The following is a 26,421-nucleotide window of genomic DNA, read 5'->3' on the forward strand; positions in this document are numbered from 1 at the left end:
TTCTATCCTCCCACTTGAAGAAGTAGCAAAACAAGTACAACTACTTCCACTAATTCAATTAGTGCACCATATGTATCCCCTGTCATTCCCCCTAACTTTTTCATCACAAGCGCTGCAAAGCTAAATACAACAACTGCGACCAAAACCCACATCAGTAGACCAAACCAACCAAACCATAGCGCACACCAACTCCCAGTTCCTACTGTTATAACGGTCATCGTCTTTCTGGATAATCCTGCAGAAAGACCGCTCGCTATCCCATCACTTCGTCGTACATATGGCCAAAAATAGACTGCGTAGACGGCGGCACTTCGAGCCATTATCGTGCTGGTCAATAGTGCCACTACAGGTGTCATCCCCAATGACGCCAAAGTGGCTCCTTTAAGCGCCAATATAAACAAAGCTGCCAATACCCCCATAGCGCCTACACGGCTATCCTTCATAATGGTTAGTGTCATTTCCCGCCCCTGATTTGCCCCCCATCCATCCGCCGTATCCATCAGTCCGTCTAAATGCAAGCCGCCCGTTAGCCACACCCATACTCCTACGTCGAGCACTGCACGCACCAATGGAGGAAAATAGACTGCCACCAACTGATCGAATAGCGCTACAATTAACCCAACTACTAATCCGATCACTGGATAGTAGCGAATACTCCCTTGCCAGGAAGAGCGATCTTCCTCTTGACGAAAAGGAAGCGGGATGCGCGTTAGAAATGACCACGCTGACAGGAACGAGGCCCACTCTTTCTTAACTTCTTTCTTCTTTCTCCCTTCTCCATCCTTCCTTTTCAATTTAAGCGGTGCACCTGCTGTCATTAACCAAACTTCATCCGCTATCTCTGTAAAACGTTGATTTACATACCCCAATCCATCTTGAAAAGCTCGTCCCATCTCATAAGAGGAGACTCCCCCCATACCTACTTCACTCGTTACAATTACAACCTCCTTTCCACTCAGAGAGGTAATGAGCGCCTCCACATCCTCTTGCAAGCACTGAAGCCACAAACCTCGTTCCGTGCGATCCATTCCTTCTGCTCCATGAGCTAGCAAATGATTACTTACCCAGGTAGAAAGGCAATCCAGTAAATAAATGACTCCCTCCTCTCCCTGCTTAAACACATCGGCTAGTAACAGAGGCTCTTCAACCACCTTCCAATCCGCAGGACGGCGCTGTTGATGAAGTTGAATCCGCTCTTCCATCTCTTCATCTACGATGACACCGGTTGCTACATAGATAACTTTCCTCTTATTATGTGAACACAATTTTTCTGCAAATACACTTTTGCCAGAGCGTATTCCACCTGTTACCATTTGTATGATTGTTCTCTCCTCCTCTCTCTAATATCCATCCAGCAACTCTCTTATTTTTTCTACCAATACTACGTTTTCTTCTCTCTTTTTCACCGCCACACGTACATAATTCTCATCCAATCCTGTATAAGTAGAACAGTCTCGAATTAAAATTCGCTCCTTTCCCAGGTTGTACTGTAATCGTTGGGCACTCCACTTCTGATGATGTAGCCGTAATAGATGATAGTTAGCTTTACCTGCAAACAGTGTAATGCCGGGAATCGAAGCAAGATGTCTCCCTAACCATGCACGCTCACATTGAATCCACTTATGCACCTTATCGTCAAATTCCCTATCTAAAAGTGCTGCCTGTCCTGCAACCTGAGCCAAACTATTCACACTCCATGATATTTGCATCTTCCGGAAACGGTGCACCCATTCTGCTGACATAAGTCCATATCCTAGTCGCAACCCTGGCAAAGCATAAAACTTCGTCAAAGAACGTAAGCAAATCACATGAGAATGCTGTTGCCATCGCCATCGCATTTCCTCTTCTCCGTCAACGAAGTGCAGAAATGCTTCATCTAATATTAGAACCGTCTCTGACTCGGCACACCAATCTGCAACCTGTTCTACATCCGCTTGTGGAAGCATCACTCCTGTCGGATTATTAGGGATGGTTAAAAAAAGCATATCTACTTTTTGAATCAGACGAGCCAGTTCTTCCATTTGTGGTTGAAAATGATCCTCCACCTTTGCGACCACAGCAGAAACAGGAATCCCTCGCTTTTGCGCACACACCACATACTCACTAAAAGAAGGATGGATCACACCCACTCGTTGAGGTTTTACCACCTGTATACACAAATCGATCAACTCCGCTCCACCATTACCCACTATGATTTGATCACAATCAATCTGATGACGATTGGCAATCCGCGCTGTCAGTTTGCGTGCTCTCGGATCCGGATACTGTGTAACAACTTGCACATGTTCCAATAAAGCCTTTGTTACACTTATCGGTGGGCCATAAGGATATATATTACTACTAAAATCGAGATAATCTGAAGCCTCCCCTCCATATAAAGAGACGGCAGTCATGATATCTCCCCCATGTCCGTAGCGCTCTAACACTCACCATTCACCCTCTTCTTTTTTCTCCATATCAGCAAAGGTAGACATTTCAGACACGATAGCGACGGCAGCATCAAAGAGAGGAAAAGCGAGTACTGCACCACTTCCCTCACCTAAACGCAGTTTAGCATCGAGCATCGGCTCCAGAGACAGATCCTGTAATATCAGTGCGTGGGCAGGCTCCACCGATAGATGCGAAGCAAAGAGAAAATCTTGTACCCTCGCTTCCATCCTCACAGCAAGTAATGCCGCAGCAGAAGAGATCACTCCATCTAATACAATGGGCAACCCCGCTTTTGCTGCTCCGATCATCACTCCTACCATACCCGCTATTTCAAAGCCACCTACTTTTGCTAGTATATCGATAGGGTCTTTTGGGTCTGGTCGATTATGTCTTAGCGCCTGCTCAATCACTCTCACCTTTACCTGACGTTGTCCTTCTGTCAACCCTGTACCAAAACCAGTACATTGGTTAACAGGCAATCCTATCAGCACCGAGGTAATTGCTGTGGCTGCAGTGGTATTTCCAATCCCCATTTCACCCACCGCCAGCAAGTGTATACCCCGTTTCTGCAAATCTTCTATCACTTCCTCACCATGCCGAAGTGCAAGCCACGCTTCATCCCTCGACATTGCCGCTTCACGCGCCAAATTAGACGTACCTGCACGCACCTTCCGATTTAAGACCGATCCAGGAATTTTTTCTGCTTTTGTTCCCATATCAATAACAAGTACTTCAGCCCCCATTTGCCGGGCTAATACGTTAATCGCGGCCCCACCACTAGCAAAATTTCTCATCATCCAACCGGTCACCTCTTGGGGATAAGCACTTACACCTTCTTCCACAACCCCATGATCACCACACATCACCACCACCATTTTATTTGTCAAAGTTGGATTCAGCTTGCCTGTAATCCCTGCCATCCGAATAGCGATCTCTTCTAACATTCCGAGACTCCCTCGCGGTTTCGTCAATTGATTCAAATATGCACACATCTTCTCAGTCGATTCTTTTGAAATCGGCGGAAACCTCCCGTGTTCAGCATTTTGTCGCGCACCTAGTTCTTTCATTCTCCTTCAGCTCCTCACATGGTTTTTATACCCTTCATTTATAGTAAGGCTAAAATCTACACGATGCTGTCCATCCTTACCTATACCGAAATCGCCTCAACAGAGTAACATAATAGTCAAGAGAGCATCACAGGTGAACAGGAGTAGATCTTACATGACTTCGTTAAAACCTTCTTACAGAAATAAGCTGTTACAATATGAACTATTATCCAAAGATCCCTATATATCTCCACATATCCCCTCTACCCTTCCTTATCAAAAAGAGCATGTACAACAAATGCTTTCCACTTACTCATTTCTCTACTTAAAGCCTAGTGGAGGTGGACAAGGGGCTGGGATTATTCGCATCGATAAAATAAAAGAAGGGTTCCTCTTACGTACCCCAAATCATACTCGCTTTTACTCCACTTTTTCTAATATGATGGAACATCTACACGAGCGGATCGGAGAAAGACCGTATATTATTCAACAAGGGATTACGAGCCTAACTCGCACTGGCGATCCTTTCGACATTCGAATTCATACCATCCGATTACAAGACAAGTGGGTCGTAGGAGGAATTGTGGGAAAAATAGCCAACTCTGACCGTATAGTCACAAACCGACATAGTGGAGGAAGTCCTGTACCCATTCAAGAAATATTGACTACCCATCTCCAATGCGAAGTGAGTCAACGTCGCCCAGTATTTGAACAGATGAAATCCCTTTCGATTGAAGCCTCCAAAGTAATGGGGCGTCTTTATACCAACGGGAAGCGCATGGGCATAGATGCAGGAATTGATAAGAACCTTCATATATGGATCTACGAAATTAATACGACTCCAGGCACTATGGTATTTCAAGTCTTACAAGAAAAAAGTATGTATGAACGAATTCAAAAGCTACAGCAACGTGCCAGATAAAATTTTAATAGTAGAGCCTCCTTTATCGATTTAAGGAGGTTTTTTTCTTGTCCCCCTCTCTTTCCCCACACCTTTTCTACTATAAATGAGTAGAATAGTAGAAAGAGTAAAGGGGGGTTAAAACATTGATAAAAAAGAAGAAATATAGAGCCTATCAAAAAAGTAAAATCCTTCAGATGCGGATCCTCTCTGTCCGTCCTTCTACTAGACGTCATACGCCCGACTGGAAAGTATATAAATGCGCCAACCTAAAACAAATGTTACAAAAACATCCATTTCTATATGTCAAGCCCGATGGTGGTGGACAAGGATATGGGATAGCTCGGGTCTGGCGTACAAATCAAGGAAAATACCATGTAAAAACATTACACAGACAGGCAACATTCTCCTCTATTCAACCATTACACCGATATTTAAAATCAAACAAACGATATATTATACAACAAGGCATCAATAGTACTACTCGTACTGGGCACCCATTCGACTTACGCATCCACACCTTGCGTATGGGAAATAGATGGATAGTAGCTGGGATCATGGCAAAAGTAGGACCTCGCAATCACATCGTGACCAATCGTCATCAAGGTGCTACATGCATTTCCGTAAAAAGACTATTATCTAAACACTTAGGCTATTCTCCAAAGCAATGTGCAAACATGATACGTCAAATCAAAAAACTTTCCATCGAAGCAGCTACCCAAGTTGGGCATTCTTATCCAAAGGTAAAGAGACTCGGTGTAGATATCGGCATCGATGCCCAAAACCACATCTGGTTTTATGAAATAAACACCACACCTGGAATCCACGTATTCCGTGCTCTACCCAACAAAAAATTATATTATAAGATCCTATATTTAGAACGACGGAAGTGGTAGGCACCTGTTCCTTCCAATTTCATTTCTTCATAAAATGGTCTCCAAGTCCTGGCACTCTCCCATACCACGACTTCATACTCTTGAATAGCATATGGATAAATAAGCTGTACAAGGAGATGCGTTGATGAAGGGAAAGATAATAAATCCCCCACGCAAATGGGGAGGGAAAATGCTACAAAGTAATGTACTTGCCAACCATGATACAACTCGACACTACGTTCCCGAGACTCGCTGTTATTCATGGAAGAATGTAAAAGAAATGATAGAGCAGTATGCAAGCCTCTATCTCAAACCTCAAATCGGTTGGCAGGGTAGAGGCATCTTACGTATTGATCGAACTCCCTCCAACTATATTCTGCGCACACTCGATCAAACTTTTCACTGTTGCGATCTACCTGAACTTAAAAAGACGCTTCGTTTACAAATGAATGATCAATCTTATATTATTCAACAAGGAATCGAAAGTTTAACAAAGGATGGACGCCCTTTTGATCTCCGCATCCATACCGTTCGCCTCAAACAAAGATGGATCTTCGCCGGGATAGTGGGAAAAATCGCACCTCAAGAATATATCGTGACCAATCGTCATCGTGGAGGCAAAGCAACCCCCATGGGAGCATTACTTAACACTCATTTAGGATATGACTCCAAAGAGCGTGAAGAAGTATTTAATCGGATACGTGATTTTGCGATCGCCACCTCCACTGTTATGGGACGAACGTATACCCGCCCTCGCACTTTTGGCATCGACGCTGGCATTGATGCCAAAAGAAATATCTGGTTTTATGAGGTTAACTCCATCCCCGGCATCGGTGTGTTTCGCACCTCTTCCGATAAAAAAATGTATAGAAGAGTTCTTCGTCTTCATCACCGTGCCAAAAACATGAAGGCTAAATAACTGCTCACATTCCCTGCTCCCCCACATCTACACTACACCCAAAATTTTCCCTTCTAAACTATGATAACGTCCCCCGCTCAACAAACGGAGGACGTTCTTTTCTGTTTAACGATCGTGTTGATCACAGTAAACGTGCATCGCATCATGCATAAATTGAGCTAATCCCACATGAATGTGATCTATATTTTGACGAAAGCGTTCATCCGCTACATAAAGATCTGCCAACCCCCGAAAAGTGTCTAGTTTACACTCGTAGAAGTGGGAATTAATATGCTGATGCCACTGCGCCACCGCTTCTTGAACATGCTCATCCGTAGCAACACCATCCATTCGCTTAGCAATGCGCCAAAATATCGCATCTGCTTCTTGTTGAATTTTTTCCCATTGTGCACTTGAATAACTGGCACTCCGTCGTTCACTTTCTGCTACTAATTCCGGGGCATACTTTTCTTTCACTTCTGCCCTATACTTTTGTTGGTGTGCTTCAATCTCTTTCTTACTCAACCCACTAAATAACTCTTCTTTTTCCATCCTTTTTTCCCCTTTCATATGGTCCAATGTTTTATCGATCGTGGTAATCATTGTTTCCAAGCGATTCTTCTTTTGAAGAAGTGCCTCTCGATGTAAGCAAAGTGCTCGCTCACGATCAAACCCCGGATGGTCCAGAATTTGTTGAATCTCTTGGAGCGATATCCCCATCTCTTTAAAAAACAACACCTGTTGTAAGCGCTCCAAGTTTTCATCAGAGTAGAGCCGATACCCTGCCTCCGTTGTAGTCGCCGGAATCAATAATCCAATTTGATCATAGTGGTGTAATGTACGAATACTTACTCCGATCATTGCGGCTACTTCTTTCACTTGATACATCTTATTTCCTCCTCTTATCCGTATCGTATATCCTAACGCTACGTTAGAGTCAAGAAGGCATTTGACACCAATTGCATATCAAAAAACCCACCAGCAGTAGCTGATGGGTTTTTGCATAATCCCTATTTAACGCTAAATTGCTCTTCTTCAGTTGAACCTGACAAAGCTGTCGTTGAAGACTTACCACCAGATACCACTTGCGATACTTCATCAAAGTATCCAGTACCCACTTCACGCTGATGACGAGTAGCTGTATATCCATGAACTTCGCTATCAAATTCCGCTTGTTGCAATTCAGAGTAAGCCGCCATACCCGTCTCTTTGTACTTACGTGCCAGTTCAAACATTCCGTAGTTAAGAGCGTGGAAACCAGCCAAGGTAACAAATTGGAATTTATACCCCATTTCACCCAAGCGATGTTGGAATTCAGCAATCGTCTTATCATCCAGTTTTTTCTTCCAGTTAAATGATGGTGAACAGTTGTATGCAAGCAATTTCCCTGGGAATTTCGCATGAATAGCTTCAGCAAAGCGCTGCGCCTCTTCCAAACTTGGTTCCGAAGTTTCACACCAGATTAAATCAGCATAAGGAGCATATGCCAATCCACGTGCAATCGCAGTATCTAAACCATTTTTAATGCGATAAAACCCTTCAGGGGTACGTTCACCCGTGATAAACTCATGATCACGTTCATCCACATCGCTCGTGATCAATTGCGCCGCATTAGCATCAGTACGCGCGACCACAATCGTAGGTGTTCCCATCACATCCGCAGCAAGACGGGCAGAGATCAAGTTGCGCACAGCCGCTTGCGTCGGAATCAATACTTTTCCGCCCAAGTGACCACATTTCTTTTCTGAGGCCAATTGATCCTCAAAGTGAACGCCCGCTGCACCAGCTTCAATCATGCCTTTCATTAATTCGAACACATTGAGCGGTCCACCAAAACCTGCTTCCGCATCCGCTACAATAGGAGCAAACCATTCAATCTCGTTATCCCCTTCTGCATGATGGATTTGATCTGCCCGTTGCAATGCTTGATTAATCCGTTTCACTACACTTGGTACGCTATTTGCTGGATACAAGCTTTGATCTGGATACATTTGTCCAGACAGGTTGGCATCTGCTGCTACTTGCCACCCGCTCAAATAAATCGCCTTCAAACCCGCTTTTACTTGCTGAACCGCTTGGTTACCTGTCAAAGCACCGAGAGCATTAATATGATGTTCAGTATGAAGAAGTTCCCACAAACGCTCTGCACCACGACGTGCCAATGTATGTTCAATGTGTACGGAACCACGCAGACGAATTACATCTTCAGGGCTATACGAGCGTTCAATTCCTTTCCAACGGGCATCTTTCTCCCAGCTTTCTTTCAATTGTAGTGCATCACGTTCTTTTTGAATGGTCATGATCTTCATCCTCTCATTTTTTTATATCAGTTTTTATTCACTTTACGCATCCAACAGTTTATACCCTGGAATAGTAAGAAACTCTTCAAATTCATCTTGAGTGATCAGTTTTTTAAACAAGCGACTCGCAGCTTCAAATTCTCCTTCTGCAAACCGTTCTTCTCCGATTTCAACTTGAATCTTATTCAACTCTTCTGCCAACACTTCTTCACATAACGCCAGCGTAATATTGCGTCCATCCTCTAAGATCCCTTTCGGATGGCGAATCCATTGCCATACTTGAGCACGAGAAATTTCTGCAGTTGCAGCGTCTTCCATCAATCCATGAATGGCAACGGCTCCGTAACCACGTAGCCATGCTTCGATATACTGCACACCCACATTTATATTAGTACGTAAACCCTCTTCAGTGATCGTTCCTACAGGTACTGCCACTAACTCCTCCGCACTCACCTCTACATCAGGTCGTTGCTTCGTTATTTGGTTTGGTAAACTCATATGTTGATCAAACACTTCCATCGCCACCGGAACTAATGCCGGATGCGCTACCCACGTACCATCATGACCATCGCTAGCTTCACGTTCTTTATCCTGACGAACCTTCTGCACTGCTTCTTCATTCTTAACAGGGTCACCCTTAACCGGCACCTGAGCAGCCATACCTCCAATCGCAGACGCTTTATGCTTATGACAAGTTTTCACTGTCAACAGTGTATAGGCACGCATAAAGGGAACAGTCATTGTCACTTGCGAGCGATCCGGCAGAATCACCTCCGGTTGTTTATGGAAACGCTTGATGTAACTAAAGATATAATCCCAACGACCACAGTTTAAGCCAGCCGAATGATGACGTAATTCATATAAAATTTCTTCCATTTCGAAAACAGCGGGTATTGTTTCGATTAGAACTGTAGCCTTAATTGTCCCCTGCCTAATCTTCATCTCATTTTGAGCGAAGACAAAGACATCATTCCATAAACGCGCTTCTAGATGGCTTTCCAACTTCGGAAGATAAAAATACGGACCCGATCCTTTACTGAGAAGTCTCTTTGCATTGTGATAAAAATACAAGCCAAAATCGAAGAGACTAGCAGATACAGGTTGGCCATCGATTAATAAATTTTTCTCCAGTAGATGCCATCCACGTGGACGTACCAGCAAGGTAGCCACCTTTTCTTTCAATGCGTAACGCTTCCCTTGTGGACTGGTAAAGTCAATCGTGCGCCGAATGGCATCGCGCATATTGATCTGACCTTGAACACTGTTTTCCCATGTTGGAGAATTGGCGTCCTCAAAATCAGCCATAAATGCTTTCGCACCTGAATTTAGTGCATTGATTACCATCTTGCGATCACCAGTTGGACCAGTAATTTCTACACGCCGATCTTGTAGATCATGTGGTAGCGGATCGACGTTCCAGGACTGTTCACGAATCCAAGCGGTCTCCGCTAAAAAATCAAGCTTTTCACCTGCATCTAATTTTAATTGTCGCTCGACACGTTTTTCTAACAACCATTCGCGTCGTTCGGAAAATTCCCTCACTAATTTTTCTACGAACTGAATTGCACCCGGTGTTAATATTTCTGCAAAGCCAGGATGCATCTTACCCTTGATCTGTACATGAGCTGAATAGGAAGACGTTTCCGTTGTCACGTCCAATTCCTCCTTGAGTCAAAGCTGATTGGCTTACTGTTTAATAACAGATCTCATTTCCTTGTTTGTATTATAGTACAGTACTTGTTGTTTTGACAACACTTTTTTTCATGTCTTCTTCCTTTATTTTTATTTTCTTTCTGTTTGTTGATATGGACATAAAGAAAAACCCTTTTATATCAAGGGTTTTTCTTTTAATAAAAGATATTTCATCTGTTATGATACAGTTTGAATTTAAGGAAGCTATCTATTCTATGTCTCCACCTGATTGGAAAAGCCCACTTCTAGAAGAGGGCGTCCAAACTCATTCTTCATGCATCAAGGTTTACTTTTCCACCTGAGCGGGAATAGACATGTTGCTACTCTTCACTTTTCGCTTCCACAAGAAGCAGCTCTTTTGAAAACGAAGTTAACGAGCGGGCGCCATCTTCTGTCACCACTACATCATCCTCGATCCGAACTCCGCCGACGCCAGGTACATATACTCCTGGTTCGATGGTAAACACCATCCCAGGCTCTAAGACAAGGCTATTTAGGTCATGTACATACGGTTGTTCATGTACGTCGATCCCTAGTCCATGACCTAAGCGATGTGGAAAATACTCTCCCCACCCTGCTTCGGAAATGGTCGTACGAGCAATACGATCCAGTTCGGACAATTGAACACCTGGTCGACATGCCTGTAGCGCGCTCTCTTGAGCTTGCTGAACAGCTTCATACATTTGACGCTCTTTCGTGTCAAGCGAATAAAAGCCACAAGTACGTGTGATATCTGAACAGTATCCTTTCCATACTACGCCTAAATCAAATAAAACCAGATCACCTCGTCGCAGTTGATTTAAGCCTGGATTACCATGAGGAGCGCCACTGTTTGCACCAAAAAGTACCAGGGTGGAGAAGGACATCTGGCTAACTCCCTTTCTTTTTAATGCGTACTCAATAGTAGCCACGATCTCCATCTCTGTACACCCTTCATAGAGTGCATCCATCCCAACTTGCACTCCATAATCAGCCAACTGTGCCGCTTCTAACATAATCGAGATTTCTTCGGTTGACTTCACCATCCGCAAATGATGCATCTTTTCTTCCATTGAACGAAAAGATAAAGATGGAAAAAGACTGGTTAGCTGTTCTGCCCGCTCAAATGAAAGATGTTCTTTTTCGATAGCCGCAATCTTCGGGTTCGTAACCCCGTTACGTTCCAATGCCGCCGCCACCATCTTCCACGGTTGATCCGTATCATGGTGACCAAGAATATCTTTACTCCAACCTGCGGCACGCGCCAATTCCTTCTCCATCGCAGGACAGATTAGTATGGGCTCTCGATCTGGAAACAAAAGCAGTCCAAACAGTCTCTCATGCGGATCACAATAAAATTGTGTCAAATAAAATATATTGGCCGTTGACGTAACCAAAGCAAAATCAAGCTTTTCTTTATGCAACCAACTTGTAACTTTTTGCAATCTCTCTTTTATCATTTATTTCTCGTTCCTTTCTATATATAATATTATTATTGCCTAGCCGCGGATGAGTCGATATCACTAGTTAGTATATTTATTCATAATCAGTTTGGTCATCGCCCATCCACCTCTCGCTCTTCACTCTACTTTACCACGAAGCAAAGCGATCTATCTATTTACAAAAGGGGTGTCTACATGGAAAGTTCATTTTTATCACTATTACCACCAATCATCACCTTACTACTCGTTTTCCTGACACGAAGAGTATTGCTCTCACTCGGGGCAGGAATCGTACTAGGTGCATTTTTACTAAATGATTGGAACATAGGTGCAAGCTTATATCTTATGTGGGAAGTATTTATCAGTATCATCTGGGATTTAGAAAACGGCGGTTTAAATACATGGAATATGTATATTATCTTCTTCGTCCTCTTAATGGGGATCTTAAGTGCGTGGATTACGCTCTCCGGCGGTGGAGAAGCTTTTGCACGCTGGGCTCTAAAAAAAGCAAATACGCGTACAAAAACACAGTTAGTACCATATTTCTTAGGAATTCTCATCTTTTTCGATGATTATTTTAATACCTTGATTGTGGGTAATGTGAGTCGACAAATTACGGATCGCCAACGCATCTCACGTGCCAAGTTGGCATATTTAATTGACTCCACCTCTGCTCCCGTCGTGGTCATGATGCCCCTTTCCAGTTGGGGCGCCTATATTATCGCACTAATCGCTGGTATCTTAGGTAGCACACAGATCACACAATACTCTGGGCTAGAGGCATTCCTGTTCGCTATTCCCGCTAATTATTATGCTATCACCGCGTTACTACTTCTCTTGGCCGTAATCCTTTTCCAACTGGATATCGGGCCCATGCGGAAGCATGAGCGTCGCGCTCAAGAAGAAGGCGTGCTCGTCGATCCCAATAGCGGGGATGTTCCTGGACATGAAAGCGTTCTTCCTTCCAGTGAAACCGGAAAGATAAGCAACTTACTCTTACCTTTGATCGGCTTAATCATCGGTACCATCATCTCGATGGCATGGACGGGAATCCAAGCGATTGAAGGCGAGGTCACCTTACTTACCATCTTGGAATTTACGGATGTTTCCGCTTCACTCTTTTACGGTGCAATAGTAGGTGTGGTCGTTGCCCTGTTCGCCAATTTAAGACAAAAAACATCAGGAAGTTGGCTTTTTAAAGGAGCATGGGCAGGAATTCGTTCCATGCTACCTGCTATATATATCCTCTTTCTCGCTTGGATGATTACCGACATCATCTCAAAATTAGAAACAGGCGATTACCTCGCCAGTTGGATTGATCCATCACTCTCTTTGTTCTGGTTACCTGCCATTCTCTTTTTATTCGCTTCTATTATGGCGTTTGCTACTGGGACCTCCTGGGGTACGTTTGGCATCATGTTGCCGATTGCAGGTGAGATTGTGGCCGCAACCGACCCTCTCTACATCATCCCTGCCATCGGCGCAGTATTAGGTGGTTCGGTACTGGGGGATCACTGTTCACCTATCTCCGATACTACGATTATGTCGTCTACAGGGGCAGGCTGTGTTCATATAGATCACGTTACGACACAGCTCCCTTATGCATTACTATCCGGTATAGTAGCAACCATCGGGTATCTTATTCTAGGAATAACCAACAGTGTCCTACTCGGGTTGCTCTCCACTTTTGCTGGTTTAGCAATTCTCGTCGCCATCTTACGCGTTTGGAATCAAAAACAATCCCCTCTCGCCAAGAGCTAAGGGCTCTGTTACATTAAAAATCAATACACAGCCGTAACAAACACGACACCTATTAGGAGTGTCGTGTTTGTCTTTATCATCATCACAACGATTCTCTCTTTAGTGCCCGTGTTAACCTTAGTAACTGTTCTACCATCTCCTCCATCCGTTGCCGATCGGAACTACTGATACACTCCCCTTCCGCATTAAAGCAACTGGGTTGCGTGATCACCTGTTCTGAGATAACCAAAGCTTGCAAGCCCCGCAAAACTAATCGCAAATGATTAAGCGCTGACATTCCTCCCCGCCCTCCACCTGCCGCAGCTGCAATCGCCACTGGTTTACCACGAAAATAGTCCCGCTGAAGATAGTCTAGAGCATTCTTTAGGGCGCCACTAATAGAAAAATGATACTCAGGCGACAAAATAATCATCCCATCCGCCTGTGTAAAAGTTTGACGCATGTGCCTCACCTCATCTTCTTCCACCTCAGCACCCTGAAACAGGGGAAGCCGGTGATGATGAACATCAAAATATAAGGGTTCGATTCCTCTCTGCCTTAATTCCTTCATAAAAGCGTGCGCCAATGTGCGGGTTTGTGCCTCCCGGCGCGGACTTCCACATACCACTAGAATATTCATTATATTCTCTCCTTTTTTTCATCTCTATTCTCTTCGTATCACTTCATCTCAGGACGAATACAATACAACAACCTGGTTCATCCGTGAGGAGGGAGAAAATGAACGAAGACTCAGGTAGTCATTATATGCAGCCTAACATCCTACACACCTTACAAGCTTGCGCCACTAAATGTGAACATATAACGCATATGATCGCCCATATGCCTGATATTTCTCATCGTCGTTCGCAAATACTTATTGTCTCAGATTGCGCTGACATTTGCACTTTAATGGTAAAGTATGTAGCGCGTGCAAGCTTTTTTTCACATAAGTTAGCTGAATGTTGTGCTTATATATGCGGGATGTGTGCAGCCGAATGCATGAAATATCCAGATCCTGATTCACGTCACTGTGCCGCCATCTGTCAACAATGTGCCAATGAATGCCAACAATATGCCCACTACCAGCAGTAATATAGAGTGGGAGAGTCTTGTAGTTTCCTAACCTGGCCTACAGATTCTCCTCTTTTCACACATTATCACCTCTATTCTCCCTCTAGCTATTCACTTTCCATATATTAAAATACAAACACCCTCCCGCCCTTTCTCTCTATCATATCGCTTCATCAGTTCGAGATCCTCGGCAGGAAGTAGTAGCATCTGTCCTACTTTCGTCTTATCTCTCGACTTAAAACCACCCTTTCTTCATTGCATAGATAGCTGCTTGCGTTCGATCATGAACATCTAGTTTGCTCAAGATGTTGCTCACATGCGTTTTCACTGTCTTCTCTGTAATGTGAAGCTCCCCTGCAATCTCCTTATTGCTTTTCCCCTCCGTAATTTTTTGTAACACTTCGTTTTCACGTGGTGTGAGCGCTTCGTGTACATCTTCTTCAACATTTCCTTTTTGATCGGTCACATGTGTTAGCAGTTGATTCATTGCCTGGGGATGAATGAGTGACTCCCCTCGATAAGCCGCTTCGATGGCACGCACCAATTCCTCTGATTCTACATCCTTAATCTGATAACCTACCGCCCCAGCACGAATCGCTGGTAACACATGTTCCTGGCTAGAGTAACTAGTTAGGACAATAACCGCCACTTCTGGATATAACTCTTTTAACCGTTTAGTCGTCTCGATTCCATCCATTACCGGCATCATCAAATCCATCAACACCACATCCGGCTGCAGAGATCCTACTTGGTGCAGCGCTTCTTCCCCATTGTTTGCTTCGCCCACCACTTCAATATCTGCGTGTGCTTTTAAGACGAACGTTAACCCTTTTCGAACCATCGGGTGATCGTCGACTAATAATACCTTAATCATATTATTTCCTCCCTCGGTTTCCCCGCCCACTCATCCTTTGCCCTTCATATATTCCCTTCTACGTATCTGCTGCTACACCACTGTGATTAGGTACTTCTACTGTGATCGTCGTTCCTTCTCCTTTTTTACCACTAATCACTAACGTTCCACCTAAAAGCTTGCTTCTTTCTCTCATATTGGACAAGCCATAAGAACCCTTTTCTGAGAACGATGGATGATAGTCAAAGCCGTTTCCCCCATCACGAATGCGAAGGCAAATAGTATCCACTCCCGACATGTCCAACCTTATGTGCACCTGTTGTACATGCGCATGTTTAACAACGTTATTAAGTGCCTCTTGACCAATTTTCCATAACCCCTCTTCCACTGCACGGGTCAAACACCTACTTCCCGCTACTTCTAAATTCACTTCTAGCCCTAAATGCTCACCATACATTTGCAATGCAGTGCCTAAATCTTCTTCTAATGAGGATGGACGTAGTTCCCAAATAAGCGAACGCATCTCCTCTAGCGCCTCTCGAGCCATCCCCTGCATATCAGTTAGCGCCTCTTCTAACTCAGGCTCTTCTGCAGGTAAGATTGATTTCGCCCCCTGAGCCGTCAATAATAGGGAGAATAGTTTTTGATTCACCGAGTCATGCAAATCCCGCGAGAGACGATTCCTTTCCGCCGTTACAATAAGCTCCCGTTGCTTCTGCGCTAACTTCGCATTTTGTAGCGCTAGGCGGATGTGATCCGCCAATGCTTGCAACCCTTTTTTTTCCGCATTATCAAAAACATATCGTTCTGTTGTTGCAATCATCAGTACACCGAAAGGCTCCACACCTGGAATGGCAAGCGGAAGCGAGATAGAGGATTTATATGGTGGAAGCAGTGCTGTTAGACGTCCGGGTTCCTCTTCTTTTTCAATCATACGTTGCTCAATAAACGCTTCACTCACCGTTTGCCACTGGTCTACTTTTAAACCTACCCCAATGGACTGCACCTTTTCTTCAGCGTATAACGTTTCTAAATACAACTTCTGCTCCCGATACAAAAAGAGGGCGACCACGGGCCAGAAAAAAGTGTCCCCTACACTTTGGACAACCTGTGCTGGTAACTCCTTTATATCAGACACATTCCAAATGACTCGACTTACATGATCCAATTGCGCATATGTATCCGCTCTCTTTTGTTGTGCGTGATAAAGCTGTACTCGCTTCACCGCAGTACCGATTTGAAAAGCAACCGATTGTAGCAACGTTAACTCGTCATCATGAAAACGCTTCTTTCCTGGAGCCGCAACATTGAGAATTCCAAACTTCTCATCCCCTGCCCAAATAGGGACAGAAGCGTGGTGCGTAATCCCATGTGTATCCCCCCAATCCTTCTTTGTCGCATCTTCGAGTCGCTTACATGACATGATATTTACAGCGTGATGCAAACGTCCATCCCAGTATTTGTCTAAGCACCAGCACCCCCCAACGCACATCGGGCGAAAATCCTCCCATACTAGTGCCGGCGGTAAATTGTGACTTGTCACAAACTGATACTGCCCCACCTCATCAATTAGAAAAATCCACCCCGTCGTCAGGCCAGATACTTGTAATAGTTCCTTTAAAACAGCCGATAACATGTGTTCCAAATCATTAGAAGCATTTAAAGTCTCCGCAATCGTTTTTAACGTAACTAATTCCGTCTCACGTATGTGTTGACTCATCATCACCCTACCCTTCCCCACTCATATTACCCCGCCCCTTGCTTTACAGGCAACTACAATTCCCGAATCTGCTTCACCACTCTCTTAGCATCTTTTTTTACCCATCCAAGAAGCGCTGAGCCTCTACTGCTGAGCCAACGCAAACCAACAAAATACAAGTTAGAAACAGGGCTACTTCCCCATTCATGTAACAGCTCTCCCTCCTCATCAAACGCTTTTTCTATATGAAGCCAGCTATAATCAGAGCGATATCCCGTTGCCCAAATCACGTTATCTACGGCCATACTGCTACCCCCTGCGAAAGTGAGCCTATGTCCTTCGCTTACTCCCACCGCTTCCGCCTTCACTTCTACTCTTCTTTGTTTGATCAATTCTTTCAACTGGGTTCCATAAATTTTTTCTGGTTGTCGTTTTAACCATGCTCCACGCCGCGTTGTCAGCGCGGCGTCAAGAAAGCCGAGCTTATCGTAATACCAAAATATACTGTGACCGGCTACCCGTTCAGGTACAAACCGTAGAGGATGGCGTACAGAGATGAACGTTTCATAATGAGGAGCGCACTCAGCGGCAATTTGTGCTCCTGAATTCCCTCCCCCGATAACAATCACATTGCCCGTCCGCAATTGCCCAGGATGACGATACTCCGCGGAATGAAGTTGAGTCACTTCTGGAGAGAATTGATCTGCAAATGATGGCCGGGCAGGCTGTTGAAACGGACCTGTTGCCACTACCAGCCGCTCGGCGGTATACTCTCCCTTCGACGTGGTAAGTCGAAAGATATTCTTCTCCTTCCTTACCATCCTCACCCTTGTGTCAAACTGTATAGGAAGAGCAAACTGCTTCGCATACTGCTGTAAATAAGTAACAACTTCCTCTTTATGCGGATATTCGTCCTGCTTTCCTGGAAATATACATCCAGGAAGAGCACTATAGCGTCTTGGTGTGAATAAATGAAGGGAATCATAACGCTGATGCCAGGGTAAACCGATGCGATCATGTGCTTCGAATAAACAAAAAGAGAGGGATGTCTCCTGTAGATAATATCCAACCGCTAATCCCGCTTGTCCTGCTCCAATCACGATTACATCATAATGATTCATCATTAACCCCCTCATTCTAATATGTATTTGATTATAATTATAGTGTATATGCCCACTTTATTCAAGCGAATATTTGAATAAAGGAGAGTATTAAATAGCTCCCCTCCAGCGCACAACGTTTGCACCTACTACACCATTAGAGAAGAGGTCATCCTTCATCATGATGAAGGATGACCTCTCTTCTTTACTTTTTCCTACTCTTCTTTATGTCCACTCTCCAGTGGATCTTCTTTATTCTCCCGTTTACTCTGCTCATCTTCGCCTTTGGTTTCTTCCCCATCTAGACGATCCAGCTTCTTTACTATGCCTAACGCGAATCGATTACGCCTCCACCACCAGTAGAATGGAGCAGCAACCACCAAGATGAAGAAAAGAATGGGCAAAGCTCCAACAAAAAATACCGTTAGTCCTCGTACAAAAGCTCCGATGTTATTTAAGGAGGACACCCACGCTCCTGCAACATCTTCACTCAAGTTTGAAGTCGGATTTTTCGGCTGTGGGGAGGAATTCTCCACTAAATGGATCGTAATGGTGGACAAGGCCACTTGATTGTCAAAGAAGCGTTTGCGTCCTTTTAATTGCTCAATTTCTTCTTGCACACGCCCCAATTGTTCTGACACCTGCAAAACCGCTTTCGTATCTTCTGCCTGCTCCATTAATGTTAAGAGCCGCTTCTCCTGTGCTTCTTTTGCACTGAGTCGGGATGTAAGATCAACATACTCTTCAGAAATGTCATTTCCGTTCACCTCCTGACTTGTTATCTCCCCTACGTCTTCCAGCTTGTTCACTACCTCTTTAAATTTTGCTTGTGGAATGCGCAACACCATCGTTCCAGTAATTCTACTTTCAATCTCTTCCACGCTGCTATTTACCATGTAGCCACCACTTGCTACCGTCAACGCTTCTACTTGCTTACGGCTATCGGCAAAGTCCTTCGTTATCATCTCCATTTGCGCGTGATAAATCACCTTGTCAGGAGCCGGTTTCGCATTTTTTCCCTCGGTTGGCGCTACTTCCTCCTCACTTGTCAGCGCTTTCGCGCGTTCCTGCTCTTCGATCGGATCTACTTGAACAATCTCTTGTTGTTCATCCAACTCGTCTCCCGTAAGCATTTCACTATGGTCTTCACCACGACTACATCCGCTTATCAGTAGTATAAATCCTAGTAAGAGTATCCAATATGTACGCACACCTACCACTCCTCTCCTTCTTCTTCATCCCTTTAGACTACACATATCACCAGAAAGTTGCATATCTACATTAACTTTCTACAATCACTTGATTCATTCTTTAAAATGGCAGTAAATCAGCTTTAGCAACACAAATTTTCACCCTCTCGCCATTTCCATGTATCTATTTCAATACAAAAGCGGTATAATGGATAGAAATCAACACTACTTTGATCGGCTCTTATACGTAAGAGATGAAAAAGGCTGAAGCCAACTTCTCTTTACGAGTTTGTTCTAGAAGCTATAGGTAACGAGGAATTCCCTCTATAACGAGTGAATAACAGACGGATTGATGGGATGAGCCCATCTTTCGCAAGGTGTGACAAAGATACTGATACCATCTTTTGTTCAACGCGCTTCTTTTTGGTTATTCACAGACAGCTTCTACAACCTGCACAGGAGTTTTTACACTCCTGCTTTTTTATGAGAACCCGTATAAATGGATATAAATAAATAAGCAGGTGTTGGAAAGAAGTGTGATTGATGAATACCATTTAAAGGAGTACGATACGTTGTCTACATTTACAAGTTTTAATATCGACGACTATATTGTTCGCGCACTGAACAAAATGGGGTTTGAAGAAGCAACCCCCATCCAACAACAGACGATTCCTGTTGCCTTAGAAGGCAAGGATCTGATCGGACAAGCACAGACAGGTACAGGGAAAACCGCTGCTTTTGGCATTCCCCTCATTCAAAAAATCGATAAAGAGAGCGGTGACGTGCAAGCTCTCATTTTAACTCCCACCCGTGAGCTAGCGATGCAAGTAGCTGAGGAATTAAACCGTATTGGTCAGTTTAGCGGAATCCGCTCCCTTCCTATTTATGGTGGGCAAGAGATCGGAAAACAAATTAAATCCTTAAAGAAACGCCCACAAATCATTGTAGGTACCCCAGGTCGCTTGATGGATCACATGAGACGTCGCACCATTCGCCTTCATGCCATCCAGCTTGCCATCTTGGATGAGGCAGACGAAATGTTAAACATGGGCTTCCTTGAGGATATTGAAACTATCTTGAGCGAAGTACCAGAAGAGCGACAAACCTTACTGTTTTCTGCCACGATGCCAAAAAGCATTCAAGATCTCGCTATGAAATTTATGAACAACCCAGAGATGATTCGTGTCAAGGCAAAAGAGGTAACGATGCCGAAGATCGAACAACATTACATGGAAGTTCGTCCAAAAGAGAAGTTTGATGTCTTATGTCGTCTGCTTGATATCCATTCACCTGAATTGGCTATTATCTTCGCTCGTACCAAACGCCGCGTAGATGAAGTAACCGAAGGGTTGATCAGCCGCGGGTATTCCGCAGAGGGAACGCACGGTGATCTGACACAGTCAAAGCGGGATCGTGTGCTGCGTCAATTCCGTGAAGGAAACATCGACTTCCTTATCGCTACCGACGTTGCAGCTCGTGGGTTGGATATCAGTGGTGTTACACATGTATACAACTTTGACCTCCCACAAGATCCTGAAAGCTATGTTCACCGGATTGGTCGGACTGGTCGTGCGGGTAACATCGGGCTTGCTACTACCTTTGTAACTCCACGTGAAATGGATCACTTGCATCTCATCGAACGCACCACCAAGCGTAAGATCGATCGCAAGCCAGTTCCTACATTTGCTGCCGCCATCGAAGGGCAACAGCAAGTAACCGTAGAAAAATTACTGTCCACAGTAAGCAAAGGGGACTACAAATCGTATAACAGCATCGCCAAAGATTTGTTGGATGAAACAGATGCAGCTGTACTCTTAGCCGCAGCGCTCAAATTGTTAACCAAAGAACCAGAATCTACCCCGATCCAGCTAACGGAAGAACCCCTTCGCAGCAAACGCTCTTCCTTCTCCAAAGGGAAAGGCCGCAGTGGTGGTGGACGTAACAGTGGCGGTGGACGTGGGCGTAACAGCCATCATCGCTCACGCCCTCATCAAAAACGTGGTGGTCAAGGTGGACAAGGCCGCAAACGTTATAGCAACGCCGACTAACACTTAGAAAAACCCTACAGCAAAAGCACCTATTCCTTAAAGGAATAGGTGCTTTTCATTGCTAATCTATCTCTTTACATATTATCGGATGTAGGGTATTATTTCTTTACCCCGTTTTATCCTATTATTTGGAAAGGTGTGTCCTCACATGTCTGATAGTCTTGAACTATACATATTTGAACCTGTCTATATTCCGATTATGTTACTCATCTTAGGACTTCTTTACCCCGTCTATCTCGCAATCACACTCTCCAAGATAAAGTTAAATGTAGTCACAGGCATCACATTTACGATCTCCTTTCTTCTCTACCTCCTTGTTGGCTTATATATGACAGATGGTGGTTACTACTCCGACGGACAAGCAACCGAACCACAGCTCTTTCACGGTTTCGGATTTTTAGAATTGATCTTGTTATCTTTTCCTTATATCTTTCTTGCCCTTGGTGCTGGATTAGGAGAGAAGCGGAAGTAATAAAAAGTTTGACAGGTACCTAGTGGAGATCGGGCACCCCATTTAACGTTAGCACAAACAAGAATCGTCCAGGGCTAAGGTTTCTCCTAACCCTGGACGATTGAATTATACTGTAGTCGTCACCTGTTCTGCTTTTTCTATCCGCTGCTTTTTACTTTTGCGGAAGTGGAGAAGTTCATAAACTACGGGAATAATAATCAAGGTAAGCAGCGTTGCGACAGCAAGTCCGCTGATCACAACCACAGCCAATCCTTTGGAAACTAAACTTCCCACATTTTGATCCATAAATAGAAGAGGTAACATCGCGCAAATGGTGGCAAGCGCCGTCATCAAAATAGGACGTAAGCGCGTCGCACCTGCTTCAATTAAGGCGTCGCGAATATTCATCTTCTCTTCATTCTGTTTTACTCGGTCAATAAAGACAATCGCATTGGTTACCACGATCCCGATTAACATCAACGCACCAATCATCGCCCCTAAATCAACCGATATTTGCGCAATCACCAATCCCAGAACCGCACCGATCAAGGCCAGAGGTAAGGTGAAGAGAATCACGAGCGGAGCACGTAACGTACGGAATGTCATCACCATCAATAGATAAACGATCGCGATCGAGATTAGCATAACAAAGAAAAGTTCCTGATACTGTTCGGCTTGTTCCTCACTCGCCCCCCCAACGGTCATCTTCACACCATCGGGTAACTCTATCTTCTCTTTTTCTACCTGGATATTTTGTGCGACAGTGGAGAGACGATCGGCCTCCGCCTTTACACTAATCCGCACATACTCTTCTCCATTTTTGCGATAAATCGAAGTAGCTTCATCCGACTTTTCAACCTCTGCCACTTGCCCTAAGGTAGTTACTCCAGTAGCTGTAGCAATTGGTAGCTTTTCAATATCTTTTTCATTCTGTATTTCTTGTGTCAAATCGAGTGCCACTCTCGTCTCCTTGCCCTCGATCTGGATCATTCCGATAGGAACGGGATGAAAGAAAGTACTTACTTGTGTCGCGATTTCCTGTGGATTCGCTTCGTTTATATCTACTTCCACTGCTAGCGTAGGTTTACGCTCACTCATATTACTTGATACTTTTTCTACACCATCAATAGTAGCCATTTTTTCTTCAACCAATTTTGCCGCCTGTAAAAGGTCTGACGAATCTCCCCCGGATAAATCAAGATCAATCGTACTATTTCCACCTGGGGTCATAGAGAGTAATTGCACGTTAAATTCGCCATCCGGATACTTCTTCGTCTCCTCTTCCAATTCATGTTGGATGCGTTCCGTATCTGCACCGTCTTTCATGGTGATAAAGTATTCTACTTGATTGGGTGACTTCACCTGTCCCCACTGTGCATCTTCTGGATTAGAACCGATCAATAAGTTGATATGTTCTACCCCCGATTGTGTTTGCAAGAATTTCTCTAATTGAATCGATTCTTCTTTCACTTCCTGAAAGCTTTTCGCATTAGGATACTCTACCATGACGGAGAGATCGTTATCTGCCGCTTCCTGCACTCCCTGAGGAATTTGAGTAAATAGTGCCAGCGAACCAATAAACAATATAGCCGCCATCACTAGTGGTAGCCATTTGTGATTTAAACTCCACGTCAGCATCTTCTTATAACGGATCGGATTTACTTCGCGGTGCTTCCCATTTTGCTTTAACAATCGCTTGCTCATGAGTGGTACCACGAGTAAAGCAACAAGCAGAGAAGCGATCAACGAATAAGTGATCGTTAGGGAAAAGGGTAGGAGTAACTCCTTCATTGATTTCACTAAACCGATAGGTAGGAATACCACAACAGTCGCCAACGTTGAAGACGTAATTGCCAAAGCTACTTCTCTTGTTGCGTCCACCACCATCTCTTTTGTTACTGCTTCATGTTGCGCCCGGCGGTATATGTTTTCAATCACAACAATCGAATCATCTACTAAACGTCCCACCGCCACAGCTACCGCACCCAGTGTGAGGATGTTTAACGTTATCCCCGACATACTGAGCAGAAATAAAGTTAGCCCTATGGAGAGTGGAATTGAGAGAATAGAGATTAGTGTCATACGGAAATTCCGCAAGAACAGCAAAATAATCACCGTAGCGAAGAGGGCACCCAGCAATACCTCTTTCATCATGCTGTTCACAGAGTTGACAATAAAATCGGAGAAGTTGATCAAAGTCGTAATTTTAAAATCGGAAGCGTATTCTTCATTTAATGACTCCATCGCCTCCACTACTTTTTCACCTGTAGCAACCGCATTGGCACTCGCTTCTTTCATCATAATAAGCGATACTGCTTCTTTACCATCAATGCGGGTAATAAATTTCTCATCCGCTCCTTGAGAAACAACCTTTACGTTCGCTACATCTTTTAGCTTTGCTTTTTCTGTCACCTGTAAATTTTCCAATGACTTCACACTGTCTAGTTCGCCTACAACTTTAATATTGGTGGTTTTTCCATCCACCGTCTCACTACCAACAGCAACAGATATATTTTTGCCACTCAGTAATGTTTGCAATGCTTGCACAGGAACTTGGTACTGTGCCATCTTCTCTTGATCTACATCAATAAGTACCTCGGTCGTCTGCTTCCCATATACACCTACACTTGCAACACCATCAATTTTTTCGAAACGAGGAATCACCTCGGTTTCTACTTTTTCCATGCTTTCACGCGTAATTTCACCTGGGAAAGAGACTCCCAATTGCCACAATGGAATCATATCTGTATTAAGTTGAGATACCGCTGGTTTTGAATAGCCTTCAGGTAAGTTAAGTGCCCCGACTGCTTTTTCTACTTCGCGACTCACTTCATCAATATCTGCATCCGCGTCAATATAGAGATCCACTTTGGAGAAACCATCTGAAGAAGTGGAAAGAACACTCGTCTTTCCTTTTACAGTGTTTACCGCCTCTTCGACCGGATCTGTCACTTGTCTCGCCACTGTAGCAGAATCTGCCCCTTGACCAAACACAACAACTGTTATCAACGGCTGATCCGCCGAAGGCAGGAACTCGCGTGGAAGTGATGTATAACTTATCGCTCCCAACACTAACGTGATGATCACCATTACAATCACAGCCGCACGATTTTTAAATGCCCATTTTGTCAACCATGTTATCATTCGTCGCTCTCCTTCTCCCTTTACCTTCAGATTTTTCATCTCATATCTTAATAGTACCAATCATTACCTGCATTCTCTACTAGGGAAATCTTAAGTATGCTGAGGAGAAAGATTCCTCTCCGCCAAAAGCCGTCCTTCCAGCGCTGCCATATATCGCTCTGCGGACAATCGTACTCGCTCTTTTGCGTCATGTAAGACGACTTTATCAAACCAAGCAGCATACAATCTTTCATATGGTAAATCTGAAACTATACTTACAATTCGTTCTACCTCGCTTTTTGGTAGTGGAATCATTACGGGATACCCGTACATAAAAGAAACCCATTGTGGGTCGGCAGTCACGTAGATAGAATCTCCTGTAAGCAAGACTCCCTTTCCGTCCATCCCCTCACGCCAATGCAATACACTGCTGCCAGCAAAATGTCCTCCGACCTTTCGTACAGTTACCCCCTCCCATAGTTGCAATTCCTCCCCTGACCAAAACCGAATGTGTCGACTCGATTGCATTACCCACTCACGATCTGCTTCATGAAGATATATAGGACAATCAAATACCTCTGCCCACTTCGCCATCGCACTGTAATAGTGCGGATGTGAAATCAGAATCGCATGCAATCCCCCTAATGCATTCACTTTTTCAATTGTTTCCTGATCTAAGTACGGAATGCAATCCCACATCACATTCCCCTGCTCTGTTTGCATAAAGAGCGCACGCTGTCCAATGGCAAAGCGAGGTTCCACTCCAATACCGTAAAGGTGCTTCTCATGCTTACGCCATACCGTGCGGAATCCTGACCGCCTCATCTCTTCCATACTCGTCCAAGATTGCCCTTCCCGGTGCACATATTGACGCTCATCTTCACAGATAAGACAATTGATTCTCTTCCGTCCATAATGTGTACCGCAGGTGATACAGATGTGATCGCTCCCCATCGCTACTCTCTCCCCACATAAGGTCCGTTACTTTCTTTTCCAGTATAAACCCAATCCTCTGTCTCCTCATGCGGATCGAGGTGGAGAGATTCCTCCATCTGAAGGTGGGAACTTTACTACGACTGAAGGCGGAGAAAATGAAAATGGGTTAGCAAGAACCCGGTGTGAAAGAAAAAGGGGATGCTCGCCCATGCGCAAACCATCCCTTTTCATCACAATTCACTTCCTATCCTTTTTGTTTAAACCATACTCTCGCTCCACCTTACAAATACGTACATAATAATCCTCATACCACATCGACTTCCCTTTTTCTTGCGCTAATTGATGAGCGGCATGACGTTTCCATTGCTGGATCGCCTCTTCGCTTTCCCAGTATGAGACCGTGATCCCGTTTCCCCCTTCATCACGCACACTTTCTACCCCGATATACCCTGGTTGCTGGGCTGCTAATTTATCCATTCTTACTGCCATTTGGTCATACCCTTGATCCTCTTGCTTACGAGTAGATGTAAATATCACCGCATAGTATGCTTGTTCTCTGTTAACCATCAAAAAAACCTCCCCCATATGGACCAATTGAAGTTTCACATCATCATCATATCTTCTTTTAATCTTTCAATCTATGACAA

The 26,421-nt window shown here is 44.2% G+C and carries 22 protein-coding genes; 7 read left to right on the forward strand and 15 right to left on the reverse strand.

Annotated elements, in window-relative coordinates:
• Positions 1-2: 2 nt before the first annotated feature.
• Genes cobU through cobT form a run of 3 tightly spaced genes read right to left on the reverse strand, consistent with a single transcriptional unit; the run spans position 3 to position 3,497 of the window.
• Positions 3-1,313 (reverse strand): bifunctional adenosylcobinamide kinase/adenosylcobinamide-phosphate guanylyltransferase, encoded by a 1,311-nt coding sequence (gene cobU / locus NXZ84_RS09750; protein ID WP_258840057.1) that lies wholly within the window; start codon positions 1,311-1,313, stop codon positions 3-5.
• Positions 1,314-1,340: 27 nt separating this feature from the next.
• The gene (gene cobD, locus NXZ84_RS09755) at positions 1,341-2,426 is read right to left on the reverse strand and encodes a threonine-phosphate decarboxylase CobD (RefSeq protein ID WP_258840058.1); all 1,086 of its coding nucleotides are present in this window, start codon (positions 2,424-2,426) and stop codon (positions 1,341-1,343) included.
• The gene (gene cobT, locus NXZ84_RS09760) at positions 2,427-3,497 is read right to left on the reverse strand and encodes a nicotinate-nucleotide--dimethylbenzimidazole phosphoribosyltransferase (protein ID WP_258840059.1); all 1,071 of its coding nucleotides are present in this window, start codon (positions 3,495-3,497) and stop codon (positions 2,427-2,429) included. It abuts the gene before it with no gap.
• Between the two features lie 154 nt (positions 3,498-3,651).
• On the opposite strand from cobT, the gene NXZ84_RS09765 reads away from it, so the two are divergent.
• The 3 genes from NXZ84_RS09765 to NXZ84_RS09775 all read left to right on the forward strand — a co-directional run bounded on the left by NXZ84_RS09765 (position 3,652) and on the right by NXZ84_RS09775 (position 6,171).
• Positions 3,652-4,398, forward strand: a complete 747-nt coding sequence (locus tag NXZ84_RS09765; RefSeq protein ID WP_258840060.1) for a YheC/YheD family protein — start codon at positions 3,652-3,654, stop codon at positions 4,396-4,398.
• Between the two features lie 176 nt (positions 4,399-4,574).
• Complete coding sequence (locus NXZ84_RS09770; RefSeq protein WP_258840061.1) at positions 4,575-5,273, forward strand: YheC/YheD family protein; 699 nt, start codon at positions 4,575-4,577, stop codon at positions 5,271-5,273.
• Between the two features lie 124 nt (positions 5,274-5,397).
• A complete protein-coding gene (locus tag NXZ84_RS09775; RefSeq protein ID WP_258840062.1) occupies positions 5,398-6,171 on the forward strand; it encodes a YheC/YheD family protein in 774 nt (257 codons plus the stop codon).
• Positions 6,172-6,276: 105 nt separating this feature from the next.
• Here the strand turns inward: NXZ84_RS09775 and NXZ84_RS09780 are convergent, their stop codons facing one another.
• From NXZ84_RS09780 to NXZ84_RS09795, 4 genes are all read right to left on the reverse strand, one after another.
• Positions 6,277-7,038, reverse strand: coding sequence for a MerR family transcriptional regulator (locus tag NXZ84_RS09780; protein ID WP_258840063.1), 762 nt, complete (start codon positions 7,036-7,038; stop codon positions 6,277-6,279).
• 122 nt (positions 7,039-7,160) lie between these two features.
• Positions 7,161-8,450, reverse strand: coding sequence for an isocitrate lyase (gene aceA / locus NXZ84_RS09785; RefSeq protein ID WP_258840064.1), 1,290 nt, complete (start codon positions 8,448-8,450; stop codon positions 7,161-7,163).
• A gap of 42 nt (positions 8,451-8,492) precedes the next feature.
• Complete coding sequence (gene aceB / locus NXZ84_RS09790; RefSeq protein ID WP_258840387.1) at positions 8,493-10,052, reverse strand: malate synthase A; 1,560 nt, start codon at positions 10,050-10,052, stop codon at positions 8,493-8,495.
• Between the two features lie 410 nt (positions 10,053-10,462).
• A complete protein-coding gene (locus NXZ84_RS09795) occupies positions 10,463-11,578 on the reverse strand; it encodes a M24 family metallopeptidase (protein WP_258840388.1) in 1,116 nt (371 codons plus the stop codon).
• 180 nt (positions 11,579-11,758) lie between these two features.
• Here NXZ84_RS09795 and NXZ84_RS09800 point away from each other — a divergent pair, with 180 nt between their 5' ends.
• Positions 11,759-13,324, forward strand: coding sequence for a Na+/H+ antiporter NhaC family protein (locus NXZ84_RS09800; protein ID WP_258840066.1), 1,566 nt, complete (start codon positions 11,759-11,761; stop codon positions 13,322-13,324).
• A gap of 82 nt (positions 13,325-13,406) precedes the next feature.
• Here the strand turns inward: NXZ84_RS09800 and NXZ84_RS09805 are convergent, their stop codons facing one another.
• Positions 13,407-13,943: an NADPH-dependent FMN reductase gene (locus tag NXZ84_RS09805; protein ID WP_258840067.1), complete on the reverse strand. Its 537-nt coding sequence runs from the start codon at positions 13,941-13,943 to the stop codon at positions 13,407-13,409.
• A gap of 125 nt (positions 13,944-14,068) precedes the next feature.
• Here NXZ84_RS09805 and NXZ84_RS09810 point away from each other — a divergent pair, with 125 nt between their 5' ends.
• The gene (locus NXZ84_RS09810; RefSeq protein WP_258840068.1) at positions 14,069-14,395 is read left to right on the forward strand and encodes a four-helix bundle copper-binding protein; all 327 of its coding nucleotides are present in this window, start codon (positions 14,069-14,071) and stop codon (positions 14,393-14,395) included.
• A 214-nt stretch (positions 14,396-14,609) separates the two neighbouring features.
• Here the strand turns inward: NXZ84_RS09810 and NXZ84_RS09815 are convergent, their stop codons facing one another.
• From NXZ84_RS09815 to NXZ84_RS09830, 4 genes are all read right to left on the reverse strand, one after another.
• Complete coding sequence (locus NXZ84_RS09815; protein ID WP_258840069.1) at positions 14,610-15,248, reverse strand: response regulator; 639 nt, start codon at positions 15,246-15,248, stop codon at positions 14,610-14,612.
• Positions 15,249-15,306: 58 nt separating this feature from the next.
• On the reverse strand, positions 15,307-16,947 hold the full coding sequence (locus NXZ84_RS09820; RefSeq protein WP_258840070.1) for a GAF domain-containing sensor histidine kinase: 1,641 nt from the start codon (positions 16,945-16,947) through the stop codon (positions 15,307-15,309).
• Positions 16,948-17,000: 53 nt separating this feature from the next.
• On the reverse strand, positions 17,001-18,047 hold the full coding sequence (locus tag NXZ84_RS09825) for a flavin-containing monooxygenase (protein ID WP_258840071.1): 1,047 nt from the start codon (positions 18,045-18,047) through the stop codon (positions 17,001-17,003).
• Between the two features lie 194 nt (positions 18,048-18,241).
• Entirely contained in the window at positions 18,242-19,237 is a 996-nt protein-coding gene (locus NXZ84_RS09830) for a DUF4349 domain-containing protein (RefSeq protein WP_258840072.1), read from the reverse strand.
• A gap of 551 nt (positions 19,238-19,788) precedes the next feature.
• Here NXZ84_RS09830 and cshA point away from each other — a divergent pair.
• Positions 19,789-21,264: a degradosome RNA helicase CshA gene (gene cshA / locus NXZ84_RS09835; protein ID WP_258840073.1), complete on the forward strand. Its 1,476-nt coding sequence runs from the start codon at positions 19,789-19,791 to the stop codon at positions 21,262-21,264.
• A 148-nt stretch (positions 21,265-21,412) separates the two neighbouring features.
• Positions 21,413-21,736: a hypothetical protein gene (locus NXZ84_RS09840; protein WP_258840074.1), complete on the forward strand. Its 324-nt coding sequence runs from the start codon at positions 21,413-21,415 to the stop codon at positions 21,734-21,736.
• Positions 21,737-21,841: 105 nt separating this feature from the next.
• Here the strand turns inward: NXZ84_RS09840 and NXZ84_RS09845 are convergent, their stop codons facing one another.
• The 3 genes from NXZ84_RS09845 to NXZ84_RS09855 all read right to left on the reverse strand — a co-directional run bounded on the left by NXZ84_RS09845 (position 21,842) and on the right by NXZ84_RS09855 (position 26,341).
• Complete coding sequence (locus NXZ84_RS09845) at positions 21,842-24,859, reverse strand: efflux RND transporter permease subunit (RefSeq protein ID WP_258840075.1); 3,018 nt, start codon at positions 24,857-24,859, stop codon at positions 21,842-21,844.
• A gap of 90 nt (positions 24,860-24,949) precedes the next feature.
• A complete protein-coding gene (locus NXZ84_RS09850; protein WP_258840076.1) occupies positions 24,950-25,792 on the reverse strand; it encodes an MBL fold metallo-hydrolase in 843 nt (280 codons plus the stop codon).
• 219 nt (positions 25,793-26,011) lie between these two features.
• Positions 26,012-26,341: an antibiotic biosynthesis monooxygenase family protein gene (locus tag NXZ84_RS09855; RefSeq protein ID WP_258840077.1), complete on the reverse strand. Its 330-nt coding sequence runs from the start codon at positions 26,339-26,341 to the stop codon at positions 26,012-26,014.
• Positions 26,342-26,421 lie beyond the last annotated feature (80 nt).

It is taken from the genome of Mechercharimyces sp. CAU 1602, from assembly GCF_024753565.1.
Classification (GTDB): Bacteria; Bacillota; Bacilli; order Thermoactinomycetales; family JANTPT01; genus Mechercharimyces.

Excerpts from the sequence above, each read along its gene's own strand:
- cobU (WP_258840057.1), bottom strand. The coding sequence starts at position 1,313 with ATGGTAACAGGTGGAATACGCTCTGGCAAAAGTGTATTTGCAGAAAAA.
- cobT (WP_258840059.1), bottom strand. The coding sequence starts at position 3,497 with ATGAAAGAACTAGGTGCGCGACAAAATGCTGAACACGGGAGGTTTCCG.
- NXZ84_RS09765 (WP_258840060.1), top strand. The coding sequence starts at position 3,652 with ATGACTTCGTTAAAACCTTCTTACAGAAATAAGCTGTTACAATATGAA.
- NXZ84_RS09770 (WP_258840061.1), top strand. The coding sequence starts at position 4,575 with ATGCGGATCCTCTCTGTCCGTCCTTCTACTAGACGTCATACGCCCGAC.
- NXZ84_RS09775 (WP_258840062.1), top strand. The coding sequence starts at position 5,398 with ATGAAGGGAAAGATAATAAATCCCCCACGCAAATGGGGAGGGAAAATG.
- NXZ84_RS09780 (WP_258840063.1), bottom strand. The coding sequence starts at position 7,038 with ATGTATCAAGTGAAAGAAGTAGCCGCAATGATCGGAGTAAGTATTCGT.
- aceA (WP_258840064.1), bottom strand. The coding sequence starts at position 8,450 with ATGACCATTCAAAAAGAACGTGATGCACTACAATTGAAAGAAAGCTGG.
- aceB (WP_258840387.1), bottom strand. The coding sequence starts at position 10,052 with ATGCATCCTGGCTTTGCAGAAATATTAACACCGGGTGCAATTCAGTTC.
- NXZ84_RS09800 (WP_258840066.1), top strand. The coding sequence starts at position 11,759 with ATGGAAAGTTCATTTTTATCACTATTACCACCAATCATCACCTTACTA.
- NXZ84_RS09805 (WP_258840067.1), bottom strand. The coding sequence starts at position 13,943 with ATGAATATTCTAGTGGTATGTGGAAGTCCGCGCCGGGAGGCACAAACC.
- NXZ84_RS09810 (WP_258840068.1), top strand. The coding sequence starts at position 14,069 with ATGCAGCCTAACATCCTACACACCTTACAAGCTTGCGCCACTAAATGT.
- NXZ84_RS09815 (WP_258840069.1), bottom strand. The coding sequence starts at position 15,248 with ATGATTAAGGTATTATTAGTCGACGATCACCCGATGGTTCGAAAAGGG.
- NXZ84_RS09820 (WP_258840070.1), bottom strand. The coding sequence starts at position 16,947 with ATGAGTCAACACATACGTGAGACGGAATTAGTTACGTTAAAAACGATT.
- NXZ84_RS09825 (WP_258840071.1), bottom strand. The coding sequence starts at position 18,047 with ATGAATCATTATGATGTAATCGTGATTGGAGCAGGACAAGCGGGATTA.
- NXZ84_RS09840 (WP_258840074.1), top strand. The coding sequence starts at position 21,413 with ATGTCTGATAGTCTTGAACTATACATATTTGAACCTGTCTATATTCCG.
- NXZ84_RS09845 (WP_258840075.1), bottom strand. The coding sequence starts at position 24,859 with ATGATAACATGGTTGACAAAATGGGCATTTAAAAATCGTGCGGCTGTG.
- NXZ84_RS09850 (WP_258840076.1), bottom strand. The coding sequence starts at position 25,792 with ATGGGGAGCGATCACATCTGTATCACCTGCGGTACACATTATGGACGG.
- NXZ84_RS09855 (WP_258840077.1), bottom strand. The coding sequence starts at position 26,341 with ATGGTTAACAGAGAACAAGCATACTATGCGGTGATATTTACATCTACT.